This window comes from Dictyoglomus sp. LHC4 (assembly GCF_055181355.1).
On sequence record NZ_CM143707.1, the window covers coordinates 1,031,192 to 1,052,272 of the forward strand.

Consider the following 21,081-nt stretch of genomic DNA (forward strand, 5'->3'; position numbering starts at 1 on the left):
AAAAACCTAAATCAATTGAGAAAATATTAACAAATTGGTTTACCCCCATAGGTATGATTAAAAAAATTTGAAATTATATCATATTTTATATTTGTTGACAATGATATTAAAAATGTGTTTAAATTAAACCTGAAAAATATTTTGAGGAGAGATAAATGAATCTTAGGAAGGTAAAAGAAATATTAAAAGCTGAAGTCCTATGTTTAGAAGAGAAACTTGAAAATGAGATTTTATGTGTAGGTGCAACAGATTTAATGAGTGATGCTCTTTGTCTCTTAGAGGCAAAGTCACTTCTCCTTACAGGTCTTGTTACGTTACAGGTTATAAGAACTGCTGAGATTTTAGATTTGGCTGGTGTTGTTTTTGTTAGAGGCAAAATACCATATCAAGATGTAATAGAAGTAGCAAAGAAATCTGGTATTCCTCTTCTTACAACAAAATACCCTATGTATGAGGCATGTGGAAGATTATATGTAGCTGGGTTTCAAGGAAAGAAGGTTGATTTTGGTATTTGAAGATACCTAAGGATTATTTAGAAAAAATAAAAGTAAAAGATATAATGAATACAGATATAGTAAGGTTAAAACCTTACCAAGATATGCGTTCAATTCAAGAAATTATGAGAATCAAAAGAATTGATGCAATTCCTATTGTAGATGATATAGATAGGCTTGTAGGTTTAGTCACTGTAGAGAATGTAATTGTGGCACTTGTTAATGGCGACTTAAACTCACCGTGTGGAAAGTATATGGTGAAAGATCCAAAATGTTTGTCTCCAGATAATACTTTGTATGAAGCTTTGATTAGGTTCCGACAGTTTAGGTATGGAAGATTTCCTGTGATAGATAATGAAAAAAAGGTTTTAGGAATATTAAGTACTAAGGATGTGGTTTTGAATTTGGTAGATGTGGAAGATATAGAAGGGACTATTACTCAGGAGCCCAAAGAGGAAAATATATTAACTTTGGAGTTTCCTGTGTTAGGGGGAGATTTTGCTCTTGCTGGTATGGCGTCCAGTAATATAAAAAAGGCCTTACAACAACTTGGAATAAGTGTAGATATACTTAGAAGAGTTGCGGTCGTCACTTATGAGGCTGAGATGAACATAGTTATTCACGCCTACAGAGGAGTTTTAAGAGTAAAAGTTACACCAGAATATATTGAAATAATTGCTGAGGATGAAGGTCCAGGAATTTCTGATATAGAGCTTGCTATGCAACCTGGTTATTCAACAGCACCAGATAATATTAGGGAAATGGGATTTGGGGCAGGTATGGGACTTCCAAATATTAAGAATTCATCAGATGAATTAAAGATTGAGTCTGAAGTGGGAAAGGGTACAAAGGTGTACTCAAAAATATATTTAAAGAGGGATAAATAATGAGTGAGAAATATATTCATTCGGTAGCTATTAATTTACAAAGGTGTAAGGGGTGTATTCATTGTATAAGGCATTGTCCTACTGAAGCTATGAGGGTTCGTAATGGAAAATCTCTCATTCTTCCATATAGATGTATTGATTGTGGGGAATGCATTAGAGTTTGCCCATATCATGCACCTTTTGGATTTACTCACACCTATGATAGTATATCTTATTTAGATAATTTGGTTGTAGTAATATCTCCCGAGATATATTCCCAATTTCCAACTAATTATTCTCCTTTTGAAATTCAAATAGCAATTAAAAAGGTAACTAATGCGGTAGAAGTTTGGGATACTACCTGTGGTTTATTTCTTTTACAAGAAGCTCTTATGGACTATATTAATAGTTCTCGTAATCTTCCACTTATATCTACTTACTGTCCTGCTGTTGTAGAGTTAATACAAGTACGTTTTCCTACTTTGATTTCTAACTTATCACCCTTTAAGACTCCTGTTGAGATAACGGGGAGTATAATAAAAAAGTTATGGAGGAAGGAAGAAAGAGGAATACTTCGTCTTGCTTATATTACTCCTTGTCCTGCTTTTGCTACATATTTAAAACAAAATAAAGAAGAAGGTTTTGAATTTGTTATAGGCATTGATAATATTTATTTAAAAATAAAAAAGGAGCTTAAAGAGGACAATAGAGAGGTAGAAGCAATAGATGGTGGGTTTTATGCAAAGGGAATTTTATCAGGAGCTCTTGGGGGAGAGGGAATAGTATTCAATGAAGAAGAAGTAATAAGTGTAGGAGGTATAGAAAAGGTAGCTAAAGTTCTTGAAGATTTAGAAAGAAATAAACTTCAAGATGTGAAGTTTTTGGAGCTTAGAGCTTGTGAGGAAGGTTGTGTTGGAGGAGTATTAAATCCTGAGAACTATTATCTTGCCAAGAAAAGAATTTTAGCCTTATACAAAAAACTTGATAAAGATTTTATTAAGGAATCTCTTTGTAAGGATATAAACCTATCAGAAGTATTAAGAACTTCTCCTATTTTACCAAGACCTGTGTGGAAATTAGATGAAGATATAAATATGGCTTTAAGAAAGATGGAGGATATGAGAAAAATATTAGAGATGCTTCCTGGACTTGATTGTGGCTCATGTGGATCTCCTACCTGCGCTGCTTTAGCAGAAGATATAGTGAGAGGAAATGCTCAAATCTATGATTGTATATTTCTTCTCAAGGAAAAATTATGGAAAATGGCAAAAGAGATGGAAGAACTATCCAGAAGGTCCTCTTCGGTTATCTTAAAACGGAGGGAAGAAAAAGATGAAACTGAGTGAAATTGTTAGAAATTTGGAGTTAAATGTTATTTATATGGATGAAGATTACGAAATTAGGGGTGGAATTGTAAGTGATTTGCTTTCTTTTGTTATGGCTCATGCTCCTGAAGATTCAGTATGGGTTACTATTCAGACTCATGTAAATACTATAGCAGTTGCAGTACTTACTGGAATTAAAAGTATAATTTTTGTTTCAGGTCAAAATCCTAATGAAGAGACTGTTAAGAAAGCAAAAGAAGAAAAAATTGCTTTATTAATTACTAAAGATAATGCCTTTAATGTGGTAGGTAAACTTTATAGTTTAGGAATAAAAGGAGTAGATAGGCTTCAATGAAAGCAAGAGAGATTGTAGAGCTGATTAATGGGAAGGTATTGGCAGGAGAAAATTTGTTAGATGAGGTAGATATTAAAAAGGCTTTTGCTGCAGATCTTATGAGTGATGTGTTAGCTATGGTAACTTCTAATGAAAAAGATGTAGTACTTATTACGGGGATCACAAATTCACAAATTGTTCGAACTGCAGAGATTCTTGATATACCAATGATAATTGTCTGCAGAGGAAAAGTAGTTCCTAAGGAAGTTGTTGAACTTTCTAAAGAAAAAGGAATTATTCTTATAAGTACTGATAAAATAGTTTTTGAGGTTAGTGGAATTCTATATAATAAAGGTATTATACCTACCTCTATTAATGTTTCATAGTAAGGAGGAATTTTTTACTTGGCATGGGTAGGGATAGATTTGCATATACATTCGGTTCTTTCTCCTTGTGGAGATTGGAGGATGAGTCCTAAAAATATTATAGAGAGAGTAAAGAAAATGAATATAGGAGTTATAGCAATAACCGACCATCATATGGTGGAAAATTATCCTGCTATCTCTTTCTGGGGAGATAGAATGGGTGTTTTAGTAATACCAGGTATAGAAATTCAAACCAGCGAAGAAGTGCATATATTGGCTTTATTTGAAGATTATGATACAGCTTTAAAATTTCAAAAAGGTATTTTTAACTATTTACCAGATACTAAAAATAGAGAAGAAATTTTTGGAGTACAAGTAGTGGTTAACGAAAATGATGAGGTAGAAAGAATAGAGGAAAGGTTATTAAATACCTCTATATCACTAAGTGTTACAGACACAGTAAAAAAAATAAAAGAATATGGCGGGATAATAATATTAGCCCATGTGGATAGGCCTTCCTTTAGTATAATATCTAATTTGGGTTTTATCCCGAAGGATTTATTTTTTGATTTTGTCGAATTGTCTAACAAGATAAACTATATTAAATTTATTAATGAGCACCCAGAGCTGAAAGATAAGAAGTTTTTAATTTCTTCTGATGCTCACTATTTAGAGGATATAAAAGAACCAAAAACTTTTATATATTTAGAAGAATTTTCTAGAAAAGCAGTCTTTAAAAGCTTGAAAGAAAAAAATATAAAAATACAGGGAATGGAGGTATAGAAATGGCAGTAGAATTAAAGTTTTCTGAATATGCTCAGAAGGAGGTAGAAAAGATTGTAGGCCGTTTTGCAAACTCAAGGGGATCTTTGATTATGATCCTTCACGCAGTACAGGAAAAGTTTGGATATCTACCTCGTGAAGCTTTAGAACTGATTTCTGAAAGATTAAAAGTGCCATTAAGTGAGATTTACGGTGTAGTAACATTTTATTCCTTCTTCCGACTTGAGCCTCAAGGCAAGCATGTAATAAGACTCTGTATGGGAACGGCTTGTTATGTTAAAGGAGCTGAGGACTTACTCAGAACTCTTGAGCAGATGGGATTTAAAGAAGGTAAAGTAACAGAGGATGGGTTCTTTTCTTTGGATCTTGTAAGATGTATTGGAGCTTGTAGTATGGCACCAGCTCTCATGATAAATGATGATGTTTATGGAAAACTTACTCCTGATAAATTGAGAAAATTAATTGAAAACTTTAGAAAAGAACATCAATGAAAGAATTATCTCTTCATGTTTTGGATCTCGTACAAAATTCTATAGAAGCCAATGCAAAAAATATTTACTTGGAGATTAGAAAAGATCTTCAAAGGGGAATTTTGTACATAATTATAAAAGATGATGGAAAAGGTATGCCAAAAGAAATATTAGAAGAGATTAAAAATCCATTTTTTACAAGTAGAACTACAAGGAAAGTCGGTCTTGGTATTCCTCTATTTTATGAGTTGATTAAAAATTGTGGGGGAGAGGTAAAGATTAACTCTGAGGTGGGAAAAGGCACAGAGATTTATGCAGAGGTTCCTTTTTTATGTGTAGATTTACCTCCTATGGGAAATCTTTCTGGGACTATATGGGGCTTGATAGTTGCAAATCCAGATATAGATTTCGAGATTAAGATAGTAAAAAATAGTGATGAGATCAATATTTCTACAAAGGAAATAAAGAAGTCTATTAAAATACCTATTAATTCTCCAGAAGTAATTTCCTTTTTAAAAGAATTTTTAAATGAAAATTTGGGAGGTTGGTAAAATGAAAAAATTAACTTTAGAGGATCTCAAGAAGATTAAAGAAAAGACTCAAGCAGAACTTGAGATGAGAAGTCCTGAAGGTAAGGATAAGATAGTAGTACATATGGGAACGTGTGGAATAGCAGCTGGCGCAAGGGAAACATTATTGGCTATTTTGGATGAGATAGAAAAGAGAGGTTTAAAAAATGTGGTTGTAACTCAGGCAGGATGTATTGGACTTTGTGAGTATGAGCCATTGATATCTGTTCAAAAGTTAGGAGGACATAAGGTTCTTTACAAACATGTAACTCCTGAAAAGGCAAGAAAGATAATTGCTCAACATGTGGTTAATGGTCAGGTTGTATCTGAAGATGTTCTTTCTACTGAATAAAGAATAAAACAATATAAGGAGGTTTAAAAATGCCAGAGAGAGCACATATTCTTTTGTGTGCAGGTGCAGCATGCATTTCTGCAGGTGAAGAAAGTTTTAAATCAGTCCTTGAAAGGGAATTAAAGGAAGCAGGTATTTACGATGAGGTAAAAATTATTGAAACTGGATGTTTTGGTACTTGTGATTTAGGGCCAGTTATGGCTATATATCCAGAGGGGACTTTTTATGTTAAATTAAAGCCGCAAGATGCAAGAGAGATCGTGTATGAACACCTTATTAAGGGTAGAATTGTGGAAAGACTTCTTGTAAAAGAACCAGAGCAAAGACAAGTTTTACCAACTATTAATGATCTTCCCTTTTTTAAAAATCAAGTAAGAATTGCTTTAAGAAATGTAGGATTTATTGATCCTCTAAATATTGAGGAATATATTGCAAGAGATGGTTATTCTGCTATTGCAAAAGTTCTTACTCAAATGTCTCCAGAAGATGTAATTTCTGAAGTTAAAAAATCTGGTCTTCGTGGAAGGGGAGGAGCGGGTTTTCCTACTGGATTAAAATGGGAGCTTGGTAGAAAAGCTCCTGGATCAGAAAAGTATGTAGTTTGTAATGCAGATGAAGGAGACCCTGGAGCTTTTATGGATAGAAGTATTATGGAAGGTGATCCTCACTCTGTTATTGAGGGTATGTTAATTGGAGGTTATGCTATTGGAGCTAAGAAAGGATTTGTCTATATAAGAGCTGAATATCCTTTAGCTATTAAAAGACTTACTGCAGCTTTAGAACAAGCAAGAAATTATGGCCTTTTAGGAGACAATATATTGGGTACTGATTTTTCCTTTGATATTGAGATTAGAATTGGAGCAGGAGCTTTTGTTTGTGGAGAGGAGACAGCATTAATTGCATCTATAGAAGGTAAAAGAGGTATGCCGAGACCCCGTCCACCTTTTCCAGTAAATTCTGGATTATGGGGAAAACCTACTGTGATAAATAATGTAGAAACGTGGGCTAATATTCCACCAATAATTATTAATGGTGCTGATTGGTTTGCAAGTTATGGAACAGAGAAGAGTAAAGGGACTAAGGTTTTTGCTTTAGCTGGGAAAATAAATATGACAGGACTTATAGAAGTACCTATGGGAATAACTTTGAGAGAGGTAGTTTACAATATTGGTGGTGGAATACCTAGTGGAAAGAAGTTCAAAGCTGTCCAGATAGGAGGTCCAGCTGGGGGTTGTATACCAGCAGAATACTTAGATACACCTATAGATTATGAATCAATAACTGCCCTTGGAGCCATTATGGGATCTGGTGGACTTATTGTTATGGATGAAGATAACTGTATGGTAGATGTTGCTAAATTTTTCTTGTACTTTACACAAGACGAATCTTGTGGAAAATGTGTACCATGCAGAGTAGGTACTAAGAGGATGTTGGAAATTTTAGATAAAATAACAAAAGGTGAAGGGACGGAAGAGGATTTAATAGAGCTTGAACAATTGGCTTATACTGTGAGAAATACATCACTTTGTGGTCTTGGAAAAGGAGCTCCTAATCCTGTTTTAACAACATTAAAATACTTTAGGGATGAATACCTTGCCCATATTAGGGATAAGAAATGTCCTGCAAAAATTTGTACTGCTTTGATTCATTATGAGGTAATAAGGGAAGAGTGTAGGAAATGTTCTATATGTTTTAGAAATTGTCCTGTAGGGGCGATCTATAAAGACGAAGATGGAACATATGTGATTGATCAAAGTAAATGTACTAAGTGTGGAATATGTTTTCAAGTATGTCCATTTAAAGCTATCAGAAAAGAATAATAGGGAGGAGTTTTACTCCTCCCTTTAGTGAGAAAAGAAACATCTCTTAAAAGAAGAGTTTTATAAGGGAATATTATAAGTATTCTTTTTTATGGTATTTTTATTGTATTTTTATTTTTTTTATTGACTAAAAAGAAAAACGTTTTTATAATCAAAGATAAAACTCCATGGGAAAGGTGAGGTGGAAAAAGTGCTTTTAGGTATTGATGTGGGTACTTCTGGTACTAAAGCTTTGCTTATTGATGAAGAAGGAAAAGTATTAGGAAGTTCAACTTTTGAGTATCCTCTATATACTCCTTTTCCTTCTTGGTCTGAACAAGAGCCAGAGGATTGGTGGAAGGCAACAAAGGATGCAATTATTAGTTTAATAAATAAAACTGGCGTATCACCAAAAGAGATAAAAGGTATAGGATTATCTGGGCAAATGCATGGTTCTGTTTTTCTTGATTCAAAAGGTAATATAATTAGAAGAGCTATTCTTTGGAATGACCAAAGGACAGCTAAGCAATGTGACGAGATTGTAGAAAGGGTAGGAGGGGTTAAAAATCTTCTTGAACTTACTTTAAATCTTGCTCTTACAGGATTTACAGCTCCCAAAATCCTTTGGCTTAGAGAGAACGAGCCAGAGAATTATTCTAAGGTTGCTAAAGTATTATTACCAAAGGATTATGTAAGATTCAGATTAACAGGGGAATATGCATCAGAAGTTTCTGACGCTTCTGGTACTTTGTTATTTGATGTAAAAAAGAGAACTTGGTCTAAAGAGATGTTAAATCTTCTTAATATTCCAGAGGATTGGATGCCAAAAATATATGAATCTCCTGAGATTACAGGAACCTTACTTCCAAAAGTTGCTGAAGAACTTGGTCTACCTGCAGGGATTCCTGTCGTAGGTGGTGGAGGTGACAATGCAGCGCAAGCAGTAGGTAGTGGAATTGTAAAAAGTGGGGTCTTATTTGTAAGTTTAGGAACTTCAGGAGTAATTTTTGCTCATTTGGATACTCCAGAAGGAGATCCTGATGGAAGACTTCATACTTTTTGTCATGCAGTCCCCGGAAAGTGGCATACTATGGGAGTTATGTTATCAGCTGGTGGATCCTTTAGGTGGTTTAGAGACTCTTTTGGGGAGATAGAAACAGAGCTTTCTAAATGGACAGGAAAGGATCCTTATGAGTTTTTAACCATGGAAGCTGGGAATGTTCCAGCCGGATCAGAAGGATTAATCTTTTTACCATATCTTACTGGTGAGAGAACTCCTCATGCCGATCCTATGGCAAAAGGAGTTTTTGCAGGAATTAGTTTGAGGCATAATAAGCCTTATTTTGTAAGATCAGTGTTAGAAGGAGTGGCTTTTGGATTAAGAGATTCTTTGGAACTTATGAAAGCTCTTGGAATAAATATGAGAGAAATAAGAGCTATAGCAGGAGGAGCAAGAAGTCCTCTTTGGAGACAAATTTTAGCTGATGTATTTAATACTCCTATCACTACTATAAATGTAACAGAAGGTGCTGCCTATGGCGCTGCTCTACTTGCAGGCGTTGGTGTTGGAGTTTACAAGAGTGTAGAGGATGCATGTGATAAAGTAGTAAAAGTAGTAAGTAGAGAAGAACCAGATCAAGAAAGAGCAAAACTATATGAAGAATTATATGGTCTTTACAGAGAATTGTATCCTATAATGAAGGAATATTATAGAAAATTGCATATTTTTGTAGAGAGATATTACTCTAATAACAAGTAATTTTTTAAACATACGTTTATAATAAAATAATATTGAGGGGAACTAAAATGTTCCCCTCTTTTTATTGCAATTTTAAGAAAAATGTATTACTTTTATTTAATATAAACTTTTTGTTGTAATATTAATTAACTTGTGATATTATTTTTTTGCTTATTTTTAATAAAAAAGTAAGAAGGAGGATAGGAAAGATGAGAAACATTGTAGTTGAAAAATTAAATTCATTACCAGTAGAAGAACATGGAGTAGAACTTGTTGAAAGAAAAGGTGTAGGACATCCTGACTCTATATGTGATGCAATCATGGATCAGATATCTGTAAATCTTTCCCAGGAGTATATAAGAAGGGTAGGAAATGTATTACACCATAATATTGATAAAAGTTTATTAGTAGCTGGAGAGGTTGAAAGAAAGCTTGGAATTGGTGGGGAAGTGAAAAAACCAATGCTTTTAGTAATAGGAGACAGAGCGACTTTTGAGGTTGATGGTATTAGAATTCCTGTAGAAGAGATAGCAATTGAAACTGCCAAAGAATGGTTTAAAAAAAACTTGAGATTTGTTGATCCTGATAAACATGTAAAATATCAAGTAGAGCTTTATCCTGGCTCTCCAGAGCTTACTGATATTTTCAGAAGAAGAAAAGGTCTTCTTCCAGCTAATGATACCTCAGCTGCTGTAGGATATGCGCCTTTAACATCCACTGAAAAAATAGTTTTAGAACTTGAAAGATATCTTAACTCTCCAGAATTTAAGAAAATTCATCCCGAAGTAGGAGAAGATATAAAAATAATGGCGTTTCGTCAAAAAAGAAATTTGCAAATTACTATAGCTATGCCTTTTATCGATAGATATGTTAATAGTGTGCAAGATTATTTTGAGAAAAAGGAAATAATTAGAGGAATAGTTGAAAAGTTTGTACAGGAGAGAGCTCAAAATTTTGATCAGATAACAATAGATATTAACACATTGGATGATCCTGAAAGAGGCATGGATGGAATGTATATAAGTGTTCTTGGAACTTCTGCTGAGGATGCTGACTCAGGACAAGTGGGAAGAGGAAATAGAGTAAATGGTGTTATTGCGCTAAATCGCCCTATGGGAACGGAGGCAGCTGCAGGTAAAAACCCTGTAAGCCATGTAGGAAAAATATATAATATTTTGACTCATAAAATAGCAAATGGAATTTATCAGAATGTTCCTGGTATAAAAGAGGTATATGTATGGCTTTGCAGTCAAATTGGAAAGCCAATTGATCAACCCAAAATTGCTACTGCTCAACTTATTTTAGAAAATGGTGTATCAATTTATGATATATCAAAATCAGTAGAAGACATTATTGATAATGAGCTTGCTAATATCGAAAATTTCTGCAATGAATTAGCAGAAGGGAAGTATTCTGTATGGTAAAGAAAGTTCCGCATTGGGCAGATATAGCAGCGTCTGAAATAATTAAAGTAAAAGGTAATAAAAATGTGGTAGCAACAGGTATTACTCCCTCAGGTCCCATCCATCTTGGGAACCTGAGGGAGATTTTAACTGGTGATGCACTTTCAAGAGCTTTAAGGGATCAAGGTTCAGAAGTAGATTTTATTTATATAGCAGATACCTTTGACCCTTTAAGAAAAGTATATCCTTTCTTACCAGAATCTTATGCTGAGCATGTAGGAAAGCCCATATCTGAAATTCCTGATCCTGAAGGATGTCATGAGAATTATGCAGAACACTTTTTAGAACCATTTTTAGAAGCAATAAAGGTATTAGGTATTGAACCAAGAGTAATAAAGGCTCACGAAAGTTATAAAAAGGGCTTGTATACTGAGATTATTGACTTAACTTTGGAAAATAATCAAAAAATAACAGAGATTCTTAATGAAATAGCAGGAAGAAATTTAGAGAAAGATTTTGTTCCTCTCCTTACAAAATGTGAAAAATGTGGAAGGTTAACTACTACAAAAATAATTTCCTATGATACTAAAAAACATCAAGTGGAATATAAATGTAAATGTGGTCATCAAGGAATATCAGATTATAGCAAAGGAGAAGCAAAACTTCCTTGGCGACTTGATTGGCCGGGTAGATGGAAGATTTTTGGAGTTACAGTAGAACCTTTTGGGAAAGATCATGCTACTACAGGTGGTTCTTATGATACAGGAAAGATCATTACAAAAGAGATATTTGGATATGAACCTCCTTATCCCTTTGTATATGAATGGATATATCTAAAAGGAAAAGGAGCTATGTCAAGCTCAAAAGGGATAGCAATTTCTATTAATGAAATATTAGAAATCCTTCCCCCATCATGGGTAAGATATCTCATATTGAGGTATAAACCAGATAAGCATATAGATTTTGATCCAGTAAATGGATATATTCTTTTAGCAGAGGATTATGAAAGATTGGAGAGAATTTATTACCGATTAGAAGGCACGGAAGAGGAATGGGATCAAATTGCAAGACTTTATGAACTTTCACAAGTAAGAGAGGTTCCAAAAGAGATAGGGCCACAAGTACCAATCAGGCATATAATTACATTAACTCAAATATCCTTGGGAAATAATGAACTTCTAAAAGAGATGCTTATAAGAAGTGGTTATGAAAGTGAGCTTAGTAAGTTTGATGAGATATTAAAAAGGATTGAATATGTAAAAAATTGGCTTGAAAGATTTGCACCATCTCAGGTGAAATTTAGATTACAGGAGGAGACACCTGAAATAGTTAAAATTTTTCTTCCTAAGGAAAAGGAATTTTTAAGAAGTTTGGCTAATAAAATAAAGGAAAAAGATTGGCAAGGTGATGAACTACAAAACTTTATATATAACTTAGCTCAAGAACATGGAATAGAAGGAAAAAGAGCTTTTCAGCTTATATATCTTTCTTTTCTCAATCAAACATCAGGGCCAAGAGCTGGTTACTTTTTAATATCTTTGCCGAAAGATTTTGTTGTAAGTAGACTATTGGAGGCAGGAAGTTAGATTTTTAAAAAGGCCCATTTAAAGAAAAAAATTACCATAATTTTTTCAAACAGCAGAATGTGTTAGTTATTAGGTCTTTTATTACTAAATTATCAGCCATTATTTAAATTTCCGTTTTAATTCATCTTTTGTTTCAACAAAATCTGGATTATGTGCAATATAAACTAAATGTATACTTGAATTGAAAATTAAAAAAAATTCGAGAATAACATCTAATCCTTGAGTAACTTTGCCTCATACCTTTAAAAGGTAAAAAGGGATATAAAAATTATATATGTAAGTGATACTTCTACTGAATAAAACTTGCGTATTTCAGTGAGAAAAATATAAAACTTTTCACCAAGCAACCAAAAATATTTCTAGAAGATATGAATATATTATATAAGAACCTTGTAACGGAAAGTGCTGGAGAATTAGTTACAACATTGTAATTTCTATAGGATTAATTCAAGGAAATACTATATAAGGTGCAAATAATTGATATTGAGATTATAAGGGAATAGAAGTAATTTCCTATCCCTTTTTTATTTTAGTCCTCTACTTCCTGGTTTTAATAAGGGAATTCCTACCTTACAAAGGGGACATTCTTCGGGTTTATAAGTATCAAGTTTTAGTTGAATTAAAGAATAAAAAGGTTTGTCAAAAATATTCTTTCCTCCGCTTCTGTCTACAATACAGGCAAAAGAAACTACTTCTCCTCCGTTTTCCTTTATTAAATTTGCTACCTCTAATGCAGATCCACCAGTAGTAACCACATCTTCACAGATTAAAACTTTTTCTCCTGGTTTGATACTAAAGCCTCTTCTTAGTGTCATTTTACCCTCTTCTCTTTCTGCAAAAATTCCTCTTACTTTTAATGCCCTGGCAAGCTCATAGGCAATTATAATTCCACCAAGAGCAGGACCAACTACCACATCAATTTTTAAATCCTTAGATATTTTTTCTACTATTTCTTTTGCAATCTTTTCCGCCAAATCAGGATATTGAAGAATAAGGGCACATTGAAGATAATTTGGACTATGAAGACCTGAGGATAATAAAAAATGACCTTCTAAAAAAGCTCCTTTTTCTTTAAATACTTTAAGCCAATCCATATTTAAAATTTCCTTTCTCCTTTATTTTTTAACTATGTTAAAGATACTACATATAATTTATTTAGGTCAAGGGATTATATATTTACTTAGAATAGATGTAAATGCTTAAGAGACATTTAGAAAGATATTTCACTCAATTTTATCCTCTAAAAAGCTAATGGTATTTAAATTTTGAAAATATACTAAATATCGTTTATAATTAGATAAATAACATGGGAAATATAAAAAGGGGTTTTTCTTTTTTAGAAATTTTAATTGTTATAAGTATATTATTTATTCTTGCTTCTTTATCATTACCTCTTTATTTTAGTGCTATCGAAGAAGCAAAGAGGAATACTCAACATAGCAATATACAATTGATAATTAAAGAAATTGAAATTTTTAATTTAAAATATGGAAGATATCCATATCTCAATGAAATGCAAAATCTTTTATCTAAGTTTTCTGAGTATCCTACATGTCCTTATAATAATCAGCAATATACTTTTACATCAAATATAACCAATTTCAGAAATGCTTTTAAAAATAATAATTTTAAAAATGCTCATATTATTTTTTATACTTATGGAGAAAAGACATACACAATCTTTTATTATCCTCCAAAGTTTTATATAGGTAATAAAGAAACAAAGAAATTTCACTATCCTTGGTGTTGGACTCTTCCTTCTTCTCAAAACCAAGTTTTTTTTAAAACCCGAGATGAGGCTATAGAGAAGGGATATGCACCTTGTGGAAATTGCTTGCCTTAGTTTACTTTTATTTAACTCTTTAATTCTCTCTACAATATAGAAAAGAAATTTTTTATACTCAGTTAATATATAATCTTTTAAAATGGATTGATGTTATAATAATTACAAAAAAGGGAGGATTTAGTAATGAAAATTATTTGGGATAAACCAATAGATGTCAGTTTGCTTATAAACGAAAACATGCTTTTTTGGCCTAATGATCCTAAATTTCATAGGGAATGGGTATCAAAAATATCGGAAGGGAAAAATGCTAATTTATCAAAGATAGTTATGGGTTCTCATACAGGTACTCATATTGATACACCTTATCATTTTCTTGAGGATGGAAAAACTCTTGAAAAAATTGACATTAATAAATTTTGGGGTTTAGCTAAAGTTTTTTTAATAAAAAATGAAAAGAAAATAATGTTGGACGATATTATTTCTTCACCTATCTCAGAAGGTGATATAATTCTTTTTAAAACTAAAAATTCACTTTTGCTAAGAGAAAATAAGTTTCATGAAGATTATGTAGGATTATCTCTTGAATCGGCTAAATATTTAGTAAGCAAAAAGATAAAATCTGTTGGAATTGATTATCTATCAATTGGACCAAGAGGAGATGAGGGGAGAGAGGTACATAGGACTCTTTTGAGAGAAGAAATAGGAATAATAGAAGGTTTAGATTTATTAAATGTAGAAGAAGGATTATATTTTATTGTTGCTCTTCCTTTAAAGATTGAGGGGGGAGAAGGTTCACCCGTGAGAGCCATATTATTTCCTGTAGAGGAATAAGAAGGTTAAAAAATGAAAGTAGCAATAGTTCATGATTGGATAGTTAATATAGGAGGGGCTGAAAAAGTATTAAAAGCTATCTTAGAGATTTTTCCTGATGCAGATATTTTTACCTTAGTGTATTCAGAGGAAACCTTGGAAAAGCTAAATATAAAAAATAATGTTTATGCCTCTTTTATAAAATATATGCCTTTAGGAGAGAAAAAATACTCTTATTATCTTCCATTGATGCCTTTAGCTATAGAACAACTGGATCTTAGCAAATATGATTTAGTCATTTCCAGTAGCCATTGTGTAGCAAAAGGAGTAATAACTAAATCTTATCAAACTCACGTTTGTTATTGCCATACTCCTATGAGATATATTTGGGATCTTTATTTTCCATATTTAAGAGACCACAAAGTAAATACTGGTATAAAGGGTTTATTTGTTAAAGCCATTTTCCATTATTTAAGAATGTGGGATGTTTTGAGTTCTAATAGAGTGGATTATTACATTGCAAATTCAAAAAATGTGGCAAAAAGAATAATGAAAATATATAGAAGAGAGTCTAAAGTTATATATCCTCCCGTGGAGGTTGATAAATTTACTCCTTATAAAGATAAAGATGATTATTTCTTGGTTCTATCACGTTTAGTACCGTATAAGAAAGTAGATTTAGTGGTAGAAGTGTTTAATGAGCTTAAGTTGCCTCTTGTTGTTATTGGGGATGGAGAGGAAATGCCAAAAATAAAAAAAATTGCTAAAGAAAATATAAAGATTTTAGGCTGGCAGGAAAATCATATTGTTAGGGAATATTTATCAAGGGCTCAAGCTTTGATTTTCCCTGCAGAAGAAGATTTTGGTATTGTTCCTGTTGAGGCTCAAGCAAGTGGGACTCCTGTAATTGCTTATGGGAAAGGAGGATCTTTAGAAACTGTAATAGATGGGGAAACAGGTATCTTTTTCTATGAACAGAATAGGGAATCTTTAAAGAAAGCTATTTTTAGGTTTATAAATGAGAGAGATAATTTCAAAACTGAAAATATAGTTAAAAATGCGTATAGATTTTCAAAAGATAGATTTATAAAAGAATTTAAAGAATTTATGGATGAGATATTAAATAATTCTTAATTTTTATGATAAAATATTTACCGTTATGAGAAGATTCTGTTATAAAAAATTATTTGTATATTTTATTATCATATTCCTTCTTATAACCCCCATTTTTGGGTGGGGGAGTAAAACTCATCAAAAGATAGCAAAAGAAGCATTTTACGCTTTGCCGAAGGAATATCAAAAAAGACTATCACCATATTTGGACGAAATAATAGAGGGAAGCACAGTTCCAGATAGAATTTATAGAGATTTTGATAACCACATTTATCATGTAAATGGAAGTAAGGGAAAAGGTCCTGAAAAGATAAGAGAAAAATATTTAGAGATTGTTAGATTAATTCAGGATAAAAAACCTTGGAGACTCATTGCTTTTCAATTGGGAGTTTTATCTCATTATATTGCTGATTTGAATCAACCTCTTCATACAGCTACAAGTAAAAGTGAAAATCTTTTTCACAGTAAATATGAGAAAGATGCAGAAGTAATTGAGCCTAAGAAACCACAGTCTTTAAAATACATCTCGTATCCTATGAGTTACATCATAGAAAAAGCAAAAATTTCATCTAAATATTATATTGATATTGAAAGAGCTTATTTAAGAGGTAATGGGTTCTCAGATGTTTTAAAAATTACCCAAAAGCAGATAAATGAAGCAACTTTTGATGTAGCAAGCTATTTCTATAGTGCTCTTGAAAGAGGTACAAGAGGAACTTCATTTAGAGATCTGCTTAATGATTTTATAGATTATATTAAGGCTATGTTTTTCAGATAGAAAGAGGGAGGTTAATAGATGAGAATTGCGATTATAGGGGGAACTGGTGTATATGATCCAGCCTTTTTGGAAAATCCTCAAGAGATGATTATTTCTACTCCTTATGGGGATGCCAAAATATTAAAGGGTATATATCAAGGAGAGGAAGTTGCATTTTTAGCAAGACATGGGGTAGGCCATTCACTTCCACCACATAGAATAAATTACAAAGCTAATATGTGGGCACTAAAAAGCCTTGGAGTAGAAAGAATCCTTTCTACTACTGCTGTAGGTAGTCTAAAAATGGATCTTATGCCAGGGGATCTTGTAATACTTGATCAATTTATTGATTTTACAAAGAAAAGAGATTATACATTTTTTAATGGAGATGATGGGAAAGTCATCCATATAGATTTTACACAACCATATTGTCCCGAATTGAGAAAGATTCTATTTGAAACAGCAAAGGAATTAGGATTGAGAATTCATTATTATGGTACTTATATTTGTACAGAGGGACCTCGTTTTGAAACTCCAGCGGAGATAAAGATGTTTTCTTATTTTGGTGATGTGGTTGGAATGACTAATGTTCCTGAAGTTATATTAGCAAGGGAACTTGAGATATGTTATGCTTCGGTCTCCTTGGTAACTAATTATGCTGCAGGTATATCTCCCTCTCCTTTGACTCATCAGGAGGTTTTGGATGTTATGTCTGAGAATATAGAGAAAGTAAGAAAATTATTTGCAAGAGCAATACCCAAGATTCCTAAGGAAAGAAAATGTATTTGTAAGGATGCATTAAAGGAGTATAAGGAGAAGGGGATATTATGAATATTATAGAGTGGAAAAATAATGTCCTATATATTCTTGACCAATCCAAACTACCTTTTAAAGAAGATTATATCTTGTGTTTTAAATATCAACAAGTAATTGATGCTATAAAGAAAATGAAAATAAGAGGAGCACCTGCAATAGGGGTTGCCACTGCTTATGGAATCGCTCTTGCTGCAATCAAATACACTGGTTCTAATATTTTAGATTATTTAAATGAGGTTATGAGTGAATTTGCCATCTCTCGTCCAACTGCTGTAAATTTGTTTTTTGCCATAAATAGAATGGCAAATATATTAAATAATAATAGGAATTTATCACCTTCTGATATTAAGATCCTCCTTCTTGAAGAGGCTAAAAGAATAGAGAATGAAGAAAGAGAGAAATCTGATGCTATATCTAGTTATGGTGCTGAAATAGTACCTGAAAAGGCAAGAATACTGACACATTGTAATACTGGAAGCTTAGCTACAATAGGTCCTGGGACTGCTCTTGGAGTTGTTAAAGAGGCTTGGAAATGGGGAAAGTTAGAGCATGTATATTTTACTGAGACTCGTCCCCTTTTACAAGGCGCAAGACTTACTGGATGGGAACTTTATAAAGAGAAAATTCCTTCTACTTTAATTACTGATAATATGGTGGGTTATGTCATGTCTAAAGGTCTTGTAAATATTGTAATCGTTGGGGCTGATAGAATTACTTTAAGAGGAGATACAGCAAATAAAATTGGTACATACATGATAGCCGTTCTTGTCAATTATCATAATATTCCCTTTTACATAGCTGCACCTTTTTCATCCTTTGATCTTAACATTGAAAATGGATCTGATATTCCTGTAGAAGAAAGAGATTCTGAAGAAGTCCTTACGTGTATGGGTAAGAAAATTACCTTGGATGAGATAAAGGCTCTAAATCCTGCCTTTGATATAACACCTGCCGAACTTATTACAGGGATTATAACTGATAAAGGTGTTATTTATCCTCCCTTTAAAGAGAAAATTTTAAAAATAAAGGAGGAAATATCCAAATGAGAATTCTTATAGAGAATGTGGATATTCTTCAAGAAGATAGAGTAATATCAAATCAGAATATATTAATAGAAGAAGATAAGATTATAGAAATTTCTGATAAAAAAGATTTTGAAAATATTGATTATAAGATTGATGGGAAAAATAAAATTGCTATGCCAGGGCTTGTAAATACACATACTCATCTTGCTATGACTCTTTTTAGGGGTTATGCTGATGATTTAACTTTGAAAGAGTGGTTAGAGGAAAAAATATGGCCACAAGAGGCTAAACTTCAAGCTGATGATGTATATTGGGGAAGTTTGTTAGGACTTTGTGAGATGATAAAGTCTGGTACTATTGCTTTTGCAGATATGTATTTTTTTATGGACGAAGTTGCAAGAGCAGTTTCTGAGAGTGGAATAAAAGCCTCTCTTTCAGTAGGAATGATAAGTATTGCTGGGGATGAGGATGAGATTCTAAATAGAGGAGTAGAATTTGCAAGAAGTTGGCATAATAAAGAGAATGGAAGGATAAAAGTAATGCTTGCACCTCATGCTCCATATACTTGTCGACCTTCTTTTTTGGAAAAAGTAATAAATAAAGCAGTTGAGTTAAATATTGGTATTCATACTCATCTTTCGGAGACAGCATTAGAAGTAGAGAATATTAAAAATATATATGGTTTAACTCCTGTCCGTTTGATGAATAGAATAGGTCTTTTTAATGTTCCAGTTCTTGCTGCTCATTGTGTTTTTGTAGATGATGAAGAGATAGAAATTCTTTCTGAAAAAGGTGTAGGTGTCGCTCATAACCCACAGAGTAATCTTAAACTTGCTTCTGGAATTGCTCCTGTGAAAAGAATGTTGGAGAAAAAAGTTAAGGTAGGTCTTGGTACTGATGGCCCCGCTAGTAATAATAATCTGGATATGTGGGAGGAGATAAGGCTTGTTGCAATTTTACATAAAGGATATGAAAGAGACCCAGTAGCAGTCCCCGCTAAGGATGCAATAACTATGGCTACAAAAAATGGTATGGAGATTTTAGGCTGGCGTGACTCTGGGGTAATAAAGGAAGGATATAGGGCAGATTTAATCCTTGTAGATATTAATAAACCACATTTTTATCCTCGTCATAATTTCTTATCTCATCTTGTATATTCTGCTGGGGCTTTTGATGTAGATACCGTTATTGTTGATGGTAGAATTTTAATGGAGAAGAGAGAATTGAAAACTCTTGATGAAGAGAAGATTATGTATGAAGCTGAGAAAAGAGCTTTTGATTTAATTAAAAAAAGTTAGGAGGATGAAGCTATGACAGCTTCCTGGGTTTACATTGAAGATATTCCTAAGATACAAGAGAGAGAAATTGAAATAAGAGGGTGGTTATTTAATAAAAGATCAAGTGGTAAGGTTGTTTTTCTTATTATTAGAGATGGTACAGGTTATATACAAGGTGTAGCAACTTTGGATAATTTTACTCAAGAAGAGCTTGATTCTTTTGAGAAAATTCCAATTGAGTCATCCATAATTGTGATTGGAGATTTGAAAAAGGAACCACGGGCTCCTGGTGGTTACGAATTAATGTTGAAAAGGGTAAATGTGGTTTCCTATTCTGAAGAATATCCAATACAGAAGAAAGATCATTCTATAGATTTTCTTCTTGAAAGAAGACATTTGTGGATTAGATCAAGGAGACAAAATGCTATATTAAGAATAAGAAGTGAAGTGGTTAAAGCTATAAGAGATTTTCTTGATAGCAAGGGATTTGTTTTAGTTGATGCTCCCATATTGACACCCTCAGCTTGTGAAGGAACAACCACATTGTTTTCTCTTGATTATTTTGATCTTGGAAAGGCCTATCTTTCACAAAGTGGACAGCTTTATATGGAAGCTGCATGCATGGCACTTGGTAAAGTTTATTGTTTTGGTCCAGCATTTAGAGCAGAAAAATCAAAGACAAGACGTCATCTTACAGAATTCTGGATGGTTGAGCCAGAGATGGCGTATTGGGATTGGCAAGATAATATGAAATTACAAGAAGAATTGGTTAGTTATGTAGTTCAGAGAGTTTTGGAAAAAAGAAAAAGAGAGCTTGAAATATTAGAGAGAGACACAAAACCTCTTGAAAATGTAGTACCACCTTTTCCAAGAATTACTTATAGAGGGGCTATAGAAATTCTTAAAAATAATGGTTTAAATGTGGAATATGGAGATGACTTTGGTGGTGATGAGGAGACAATAATTTCAAATCGATTTGATAAACCAGTATTTATTCATCATTATCCTGCTAAGATAAAACCATTTTATATGCAACCAGACCCAGATAATCCCCACGAAGTTTTAAATAATGACCTTTTGGCTCCAGAAGGATATGGAGAAATCATTGGGGGTAGTCAAAGAATACATGATCTGAAATTATTAGAAGAGAAAATTAAAGAATATAATTTACCAAGGGAAGCTTTTGAATGGTATATAGATTTAAGGAGATATGGAAGTGTGCCTCATTCAGGTTTTGGTCTTGGAATAGAGAGAACAACCGCGTGGATATGTGGTTTAAAACATGTAAGAGAAGCAATTCCATTCCCGAGAATGATATATAGAATTTATCCTTAGCTTGTAAATATTCAGAGTTGACATAAGACTAAAAATTTAGTTATACTTTTCAATACTTAGAACAGGGATGTTCTATAG

The 21,081-nt window shown here is 32.8% G+C and carries 22 protein-coding genes; 21 read left to right on the forward strand and 1 reads right to left on the reverse strand.

The annotated features are described in order from the left end of the window. Window positions 1-155: 155 nt before the first annotated feature. The 13 genes from ACY3JO_RS04980 (at window position 156) to lysS (ending at window position 12,084) form a co-directional block, all read left to right on the forward strand. Window positions 156-515, forward strand: coding sequence for a DRTGG domain-containing protein (locus ACY3JO_RS04980; protein WP_463083951.1), 360 nt, complete (start codon window positions 156-158; stop codon window positions 513-515). Further along, window positions 512-1,381, forward strand: coding sequence for a CBS domain-containing protein (locus tag ACY3JO_RS04985; protein ID WP_463083952.1), 870 nt, complete (start codon window positions 512-514; stop codon window positions 1,379-1,381). The genes ACY3JO_RS04980 and ACY3JO_RS04985 overlap by 4 nt, the downstream gene beginning before the upstream one ends. Further along, window positions 1,381-2,706, forward strand: a complete 1,326-nt coding sequence (locus ACY3JO_RS04990; protein WP_463083953.1) for a [Fe-Fe] hydrogenase large subunit C-terminal domain-containing protein — start codon at window positions 1,381-1,383, stop codon at window positions 2,704-2,706. The genes ACY3JO_RS04985 and ACY3JO_RS04990 overlap by 1 nt, the downstream gene beginning before the upstream one ends. Beyond that, window positions 2,693-3,040, forward strand: coding sequence for a serine kinase (locus ACY3JO_RS04995; RefSeq protein WP_463083954.1), 348 nt, complete (start codon window positions 2,693-2,695; stop codon window positions 3,038-3,040). Before ACY3JO_RS04990 ends, ACY3JO_RS04995 begins: the two co-directional genes overlap by 14 nt. Continuing rightward, window positions 3,037-3,405, forward strand: a complete 369-nt coding sequence (locus tag ACY3JO_RS05000) for a DRTGG domain-containing protein (protein ID WP_463083955.1) — start codon at window positions 3,037-3,039, stop codon at window positions 3,403-3,405. Before ACY3JO_RS04995 ends, ACY3JO_RS05000 begins: the two co-directional genes overlap by 4 nt. Before the next feature lie 18 nt (window positions 3,406-3,423). After that, on the forward strand, window positions 3,424-4,167 hold the full coding sequence (locus ACY3JO_RS05005; protein WP_463083956.1) for a PHP domain-containing protein: 744 nt from the start codon (window positions 3,424-3,426) through the stop codon (window positions 4,165-4,167). 2 nt (window positions 4,168-4,169) lie between these two features. Beyond that, the gene (gene nuoE, locus ACY3JO_RS05010; protein WP_463083957.1) at window positions 4,170-4,658 is read left to right on the forward strand and encodes an NADH-quinone oxidoreductase subunit NuoE; all 489 of its coding nucleotides are present in this window, start codon (window positions 4,170-4,172) and stop codon (window positions 4,656-4,658) included. Next, window positions 4,655-5,188, forward strand: a complete 534-nt coding sequence (locus ACY3JO_RS05015) for an ATP-binding protein (protein ID WP_463083958.1) — start codon at window positions 4,655-4,657, stop codon at window positions 5,186-5,188. Before nuoE ends, ACY3JO_RS05015 begins: the two co-directional genes overlap by 4 nt. A 1-nt stretch (window position 5,189) precedes the next feature. Continuing rightward, window positions 5,190-5,558: a (2Fe-2S) ferredoxin domain-containing protein gene (locus ACY3JO_RS05020; RefSeq protein WP_463082303.1), complete on the forward strand. Its 369-nt coding sequence runs from the start codon at window positions 5,190-5,192 to the stop codon at window positions 5,556-5,558. Between the two features lie 29 nt (window positions 5,559-5,587). After that, a complete protein-coding gene (nuoF, locus tag ACY3JO_RS05025) occupies window positions 5,588-7,378 on the forward strand; it encodes an NADH-quinone oxidoreductase subunit NuoF (RefSeq protein ID WP_463083959.1) in 1,791 nt (596 codons plus the stop codon). A 181-nt stretch (window positions 7,379-7,559) separates the two neighbouring features. Then, window positions 7,560-9,116, forward strand: a complete 1,557-nt coding sequence (gene xylB / locus ACY3JO_RS05030; RefSeq protein WP_463083960.1) for a xylulokinase — start codon at window positions 7,560-7,562, stop codon at window positions 9,114-9,116. 188 nt (window positions 9,117-9,304) lie between these two features. Then, window positions 9,305-10,519: a methionine adenosyltransferase gene (locus ACY3JO_RS05035; protein ID WP_463083961.1), complete on the forward strand. Its 1,215-nt coding sequence runs from the start codon at window positions 9,305-9,307 to the stop codon at window positions 10,517-10,519. Continuing rightward, on the forward strand, window positions 10,513-12,084 hold the full coding sequence (lysS, locus tag ACY3JO_RS05040) for a lysine--tRNA ligase (protein WP_463083962.1): 1,572 nt from the start codon (window positions 10,513-10,515) through the stop codon (window positions 12,082-12,084). Before ACY3JO_RS05035 ends, lysS begins: the two co-directional genes overlap by 7 nt. Before the next feature lie 524 nt (window positions 12,085-12,608). Here lysS and pyrE read toward each other — a convergent pair. Next, a complete protein-coding gene (gene pyrE / locus ACY3JO_RS05045) occupies window positions 12,609-13,178 on the reverse strand; it encodes an orotate phosphoribosyltransferase (RefSeq protein ID WP_463083963.1) in 570 nt (189 codons plus the stop codon). A 212-nt stretch (window positions 13,179-13,390) separates the two neighbouring features. On the opposite strand from pyrE, the gene ACY3JO_RS05050 reads away from it, so the two are divergent. The 8 genes from ACY3JO_RS05050 (at window position 13,391) to asnS (ending at window position 21,003) form a co-directional block, all read left to right on the forward strand. Then, window positions 13,391-13,927, forward strand: coding sequence for an Ada metal-binding domain-containing protein (locus tag ACY3JO_RS05050; RefSeq protein WP_148807896.1), 537 nt, complete (start codon window positions 13,391-13,393; stop codon window positions 13,925-13,927). Between the two features lie 126 nt (window positions 13,928-14,053). Further along, entirely contained in the window at window positions 14,054-14,701 is a 648-nt protein-coding gene (locus ACY3JO_RS05055) for a cyclase family protein (protein ID WP_463083964.1), read from the forward strand. A gap of 12 nt (window positions 14,702-14,713) precedes the next feature. Continuing rightward, the gene (locus tag ACY3JO_RS05060; protein ID WP_463083965.1) at window positions 14,714-15,814 is read left to right on the forward strand and encodes a glycosyltransferase family 4 protein; all 1,101 of its coding nucleotides are present in this window, start codon (window positions 14,714-14,716) and stop codon (window positions 15,812-15,814) included. A gap of 25 nt (window positions 15,815-15,839) precedes the next feature. Next, complete coding sequence (locus tag ACY3JO_RS05065) at window positions 15,840-16,571, forward strand: zinc dependent phospholipase C family protein (RefSeq protein WP_463083966.1); 732 nt, start codon at window positions 15,840-15,842, stop codon at window positions 16,569-16,571. An 18-nt stretch (window positions 16,572-16,589) separates the two neighbouring features. Beyond that, window positions 16,590-17,381 carry an S-methyl-5'-thioadenosine phosphorylase gene (mtnP, locus tag ACY3JO_RS05070; RefSeq protein WP_463083967.1) on the forward strand — a complete coding sequence of 264 codons (792 nt, stop codon included), beginning with the start codon at window positions 16,590-16,592 and terminating at the stop codon, window positions 17,379-17,381. Further along, window positions 17,378-18,412, forward strand: coding sequence for an S-methyl-5-thioribose-1-phosphate isomerase (mtnA, locus tag ACY3JO_RS05075; protein WP_463083968.1), 1,035 nt, complete (start codon window positions 17,378-17,380; stop codon window positions 18,410-18,412). Before mtnP ends, mtnA begins: the two co-directional genes overlap by 4 nt. Further along, a complete protein-coding gene (locus ACY3JO_RS05080) occupies window positions 18,409-19,689 on the forward strand; it encodes an amidohydrolase (protein WP_463083969.1) in 1,281 nt (426 codons plus the stop codon). Before mtnA ends, ACY3JO_RS05080 begins: the two co-directional genes overlap by 4 nt. A gap of 12 nt (window positions 19,690-19,701) precedes the next feature. Beyond that, entirely contained in the window at window positions 19,702-21,003 is a 1,302-nt protein-coding gene (gene asnS, locus ACY3JO_RS05085; RefSeq protein WP_463083970.1) for an asparagine--tRNA ligase, read from the forward strand. Window positions 21,004-21,081: the final 78 nt, after the last annotated feature.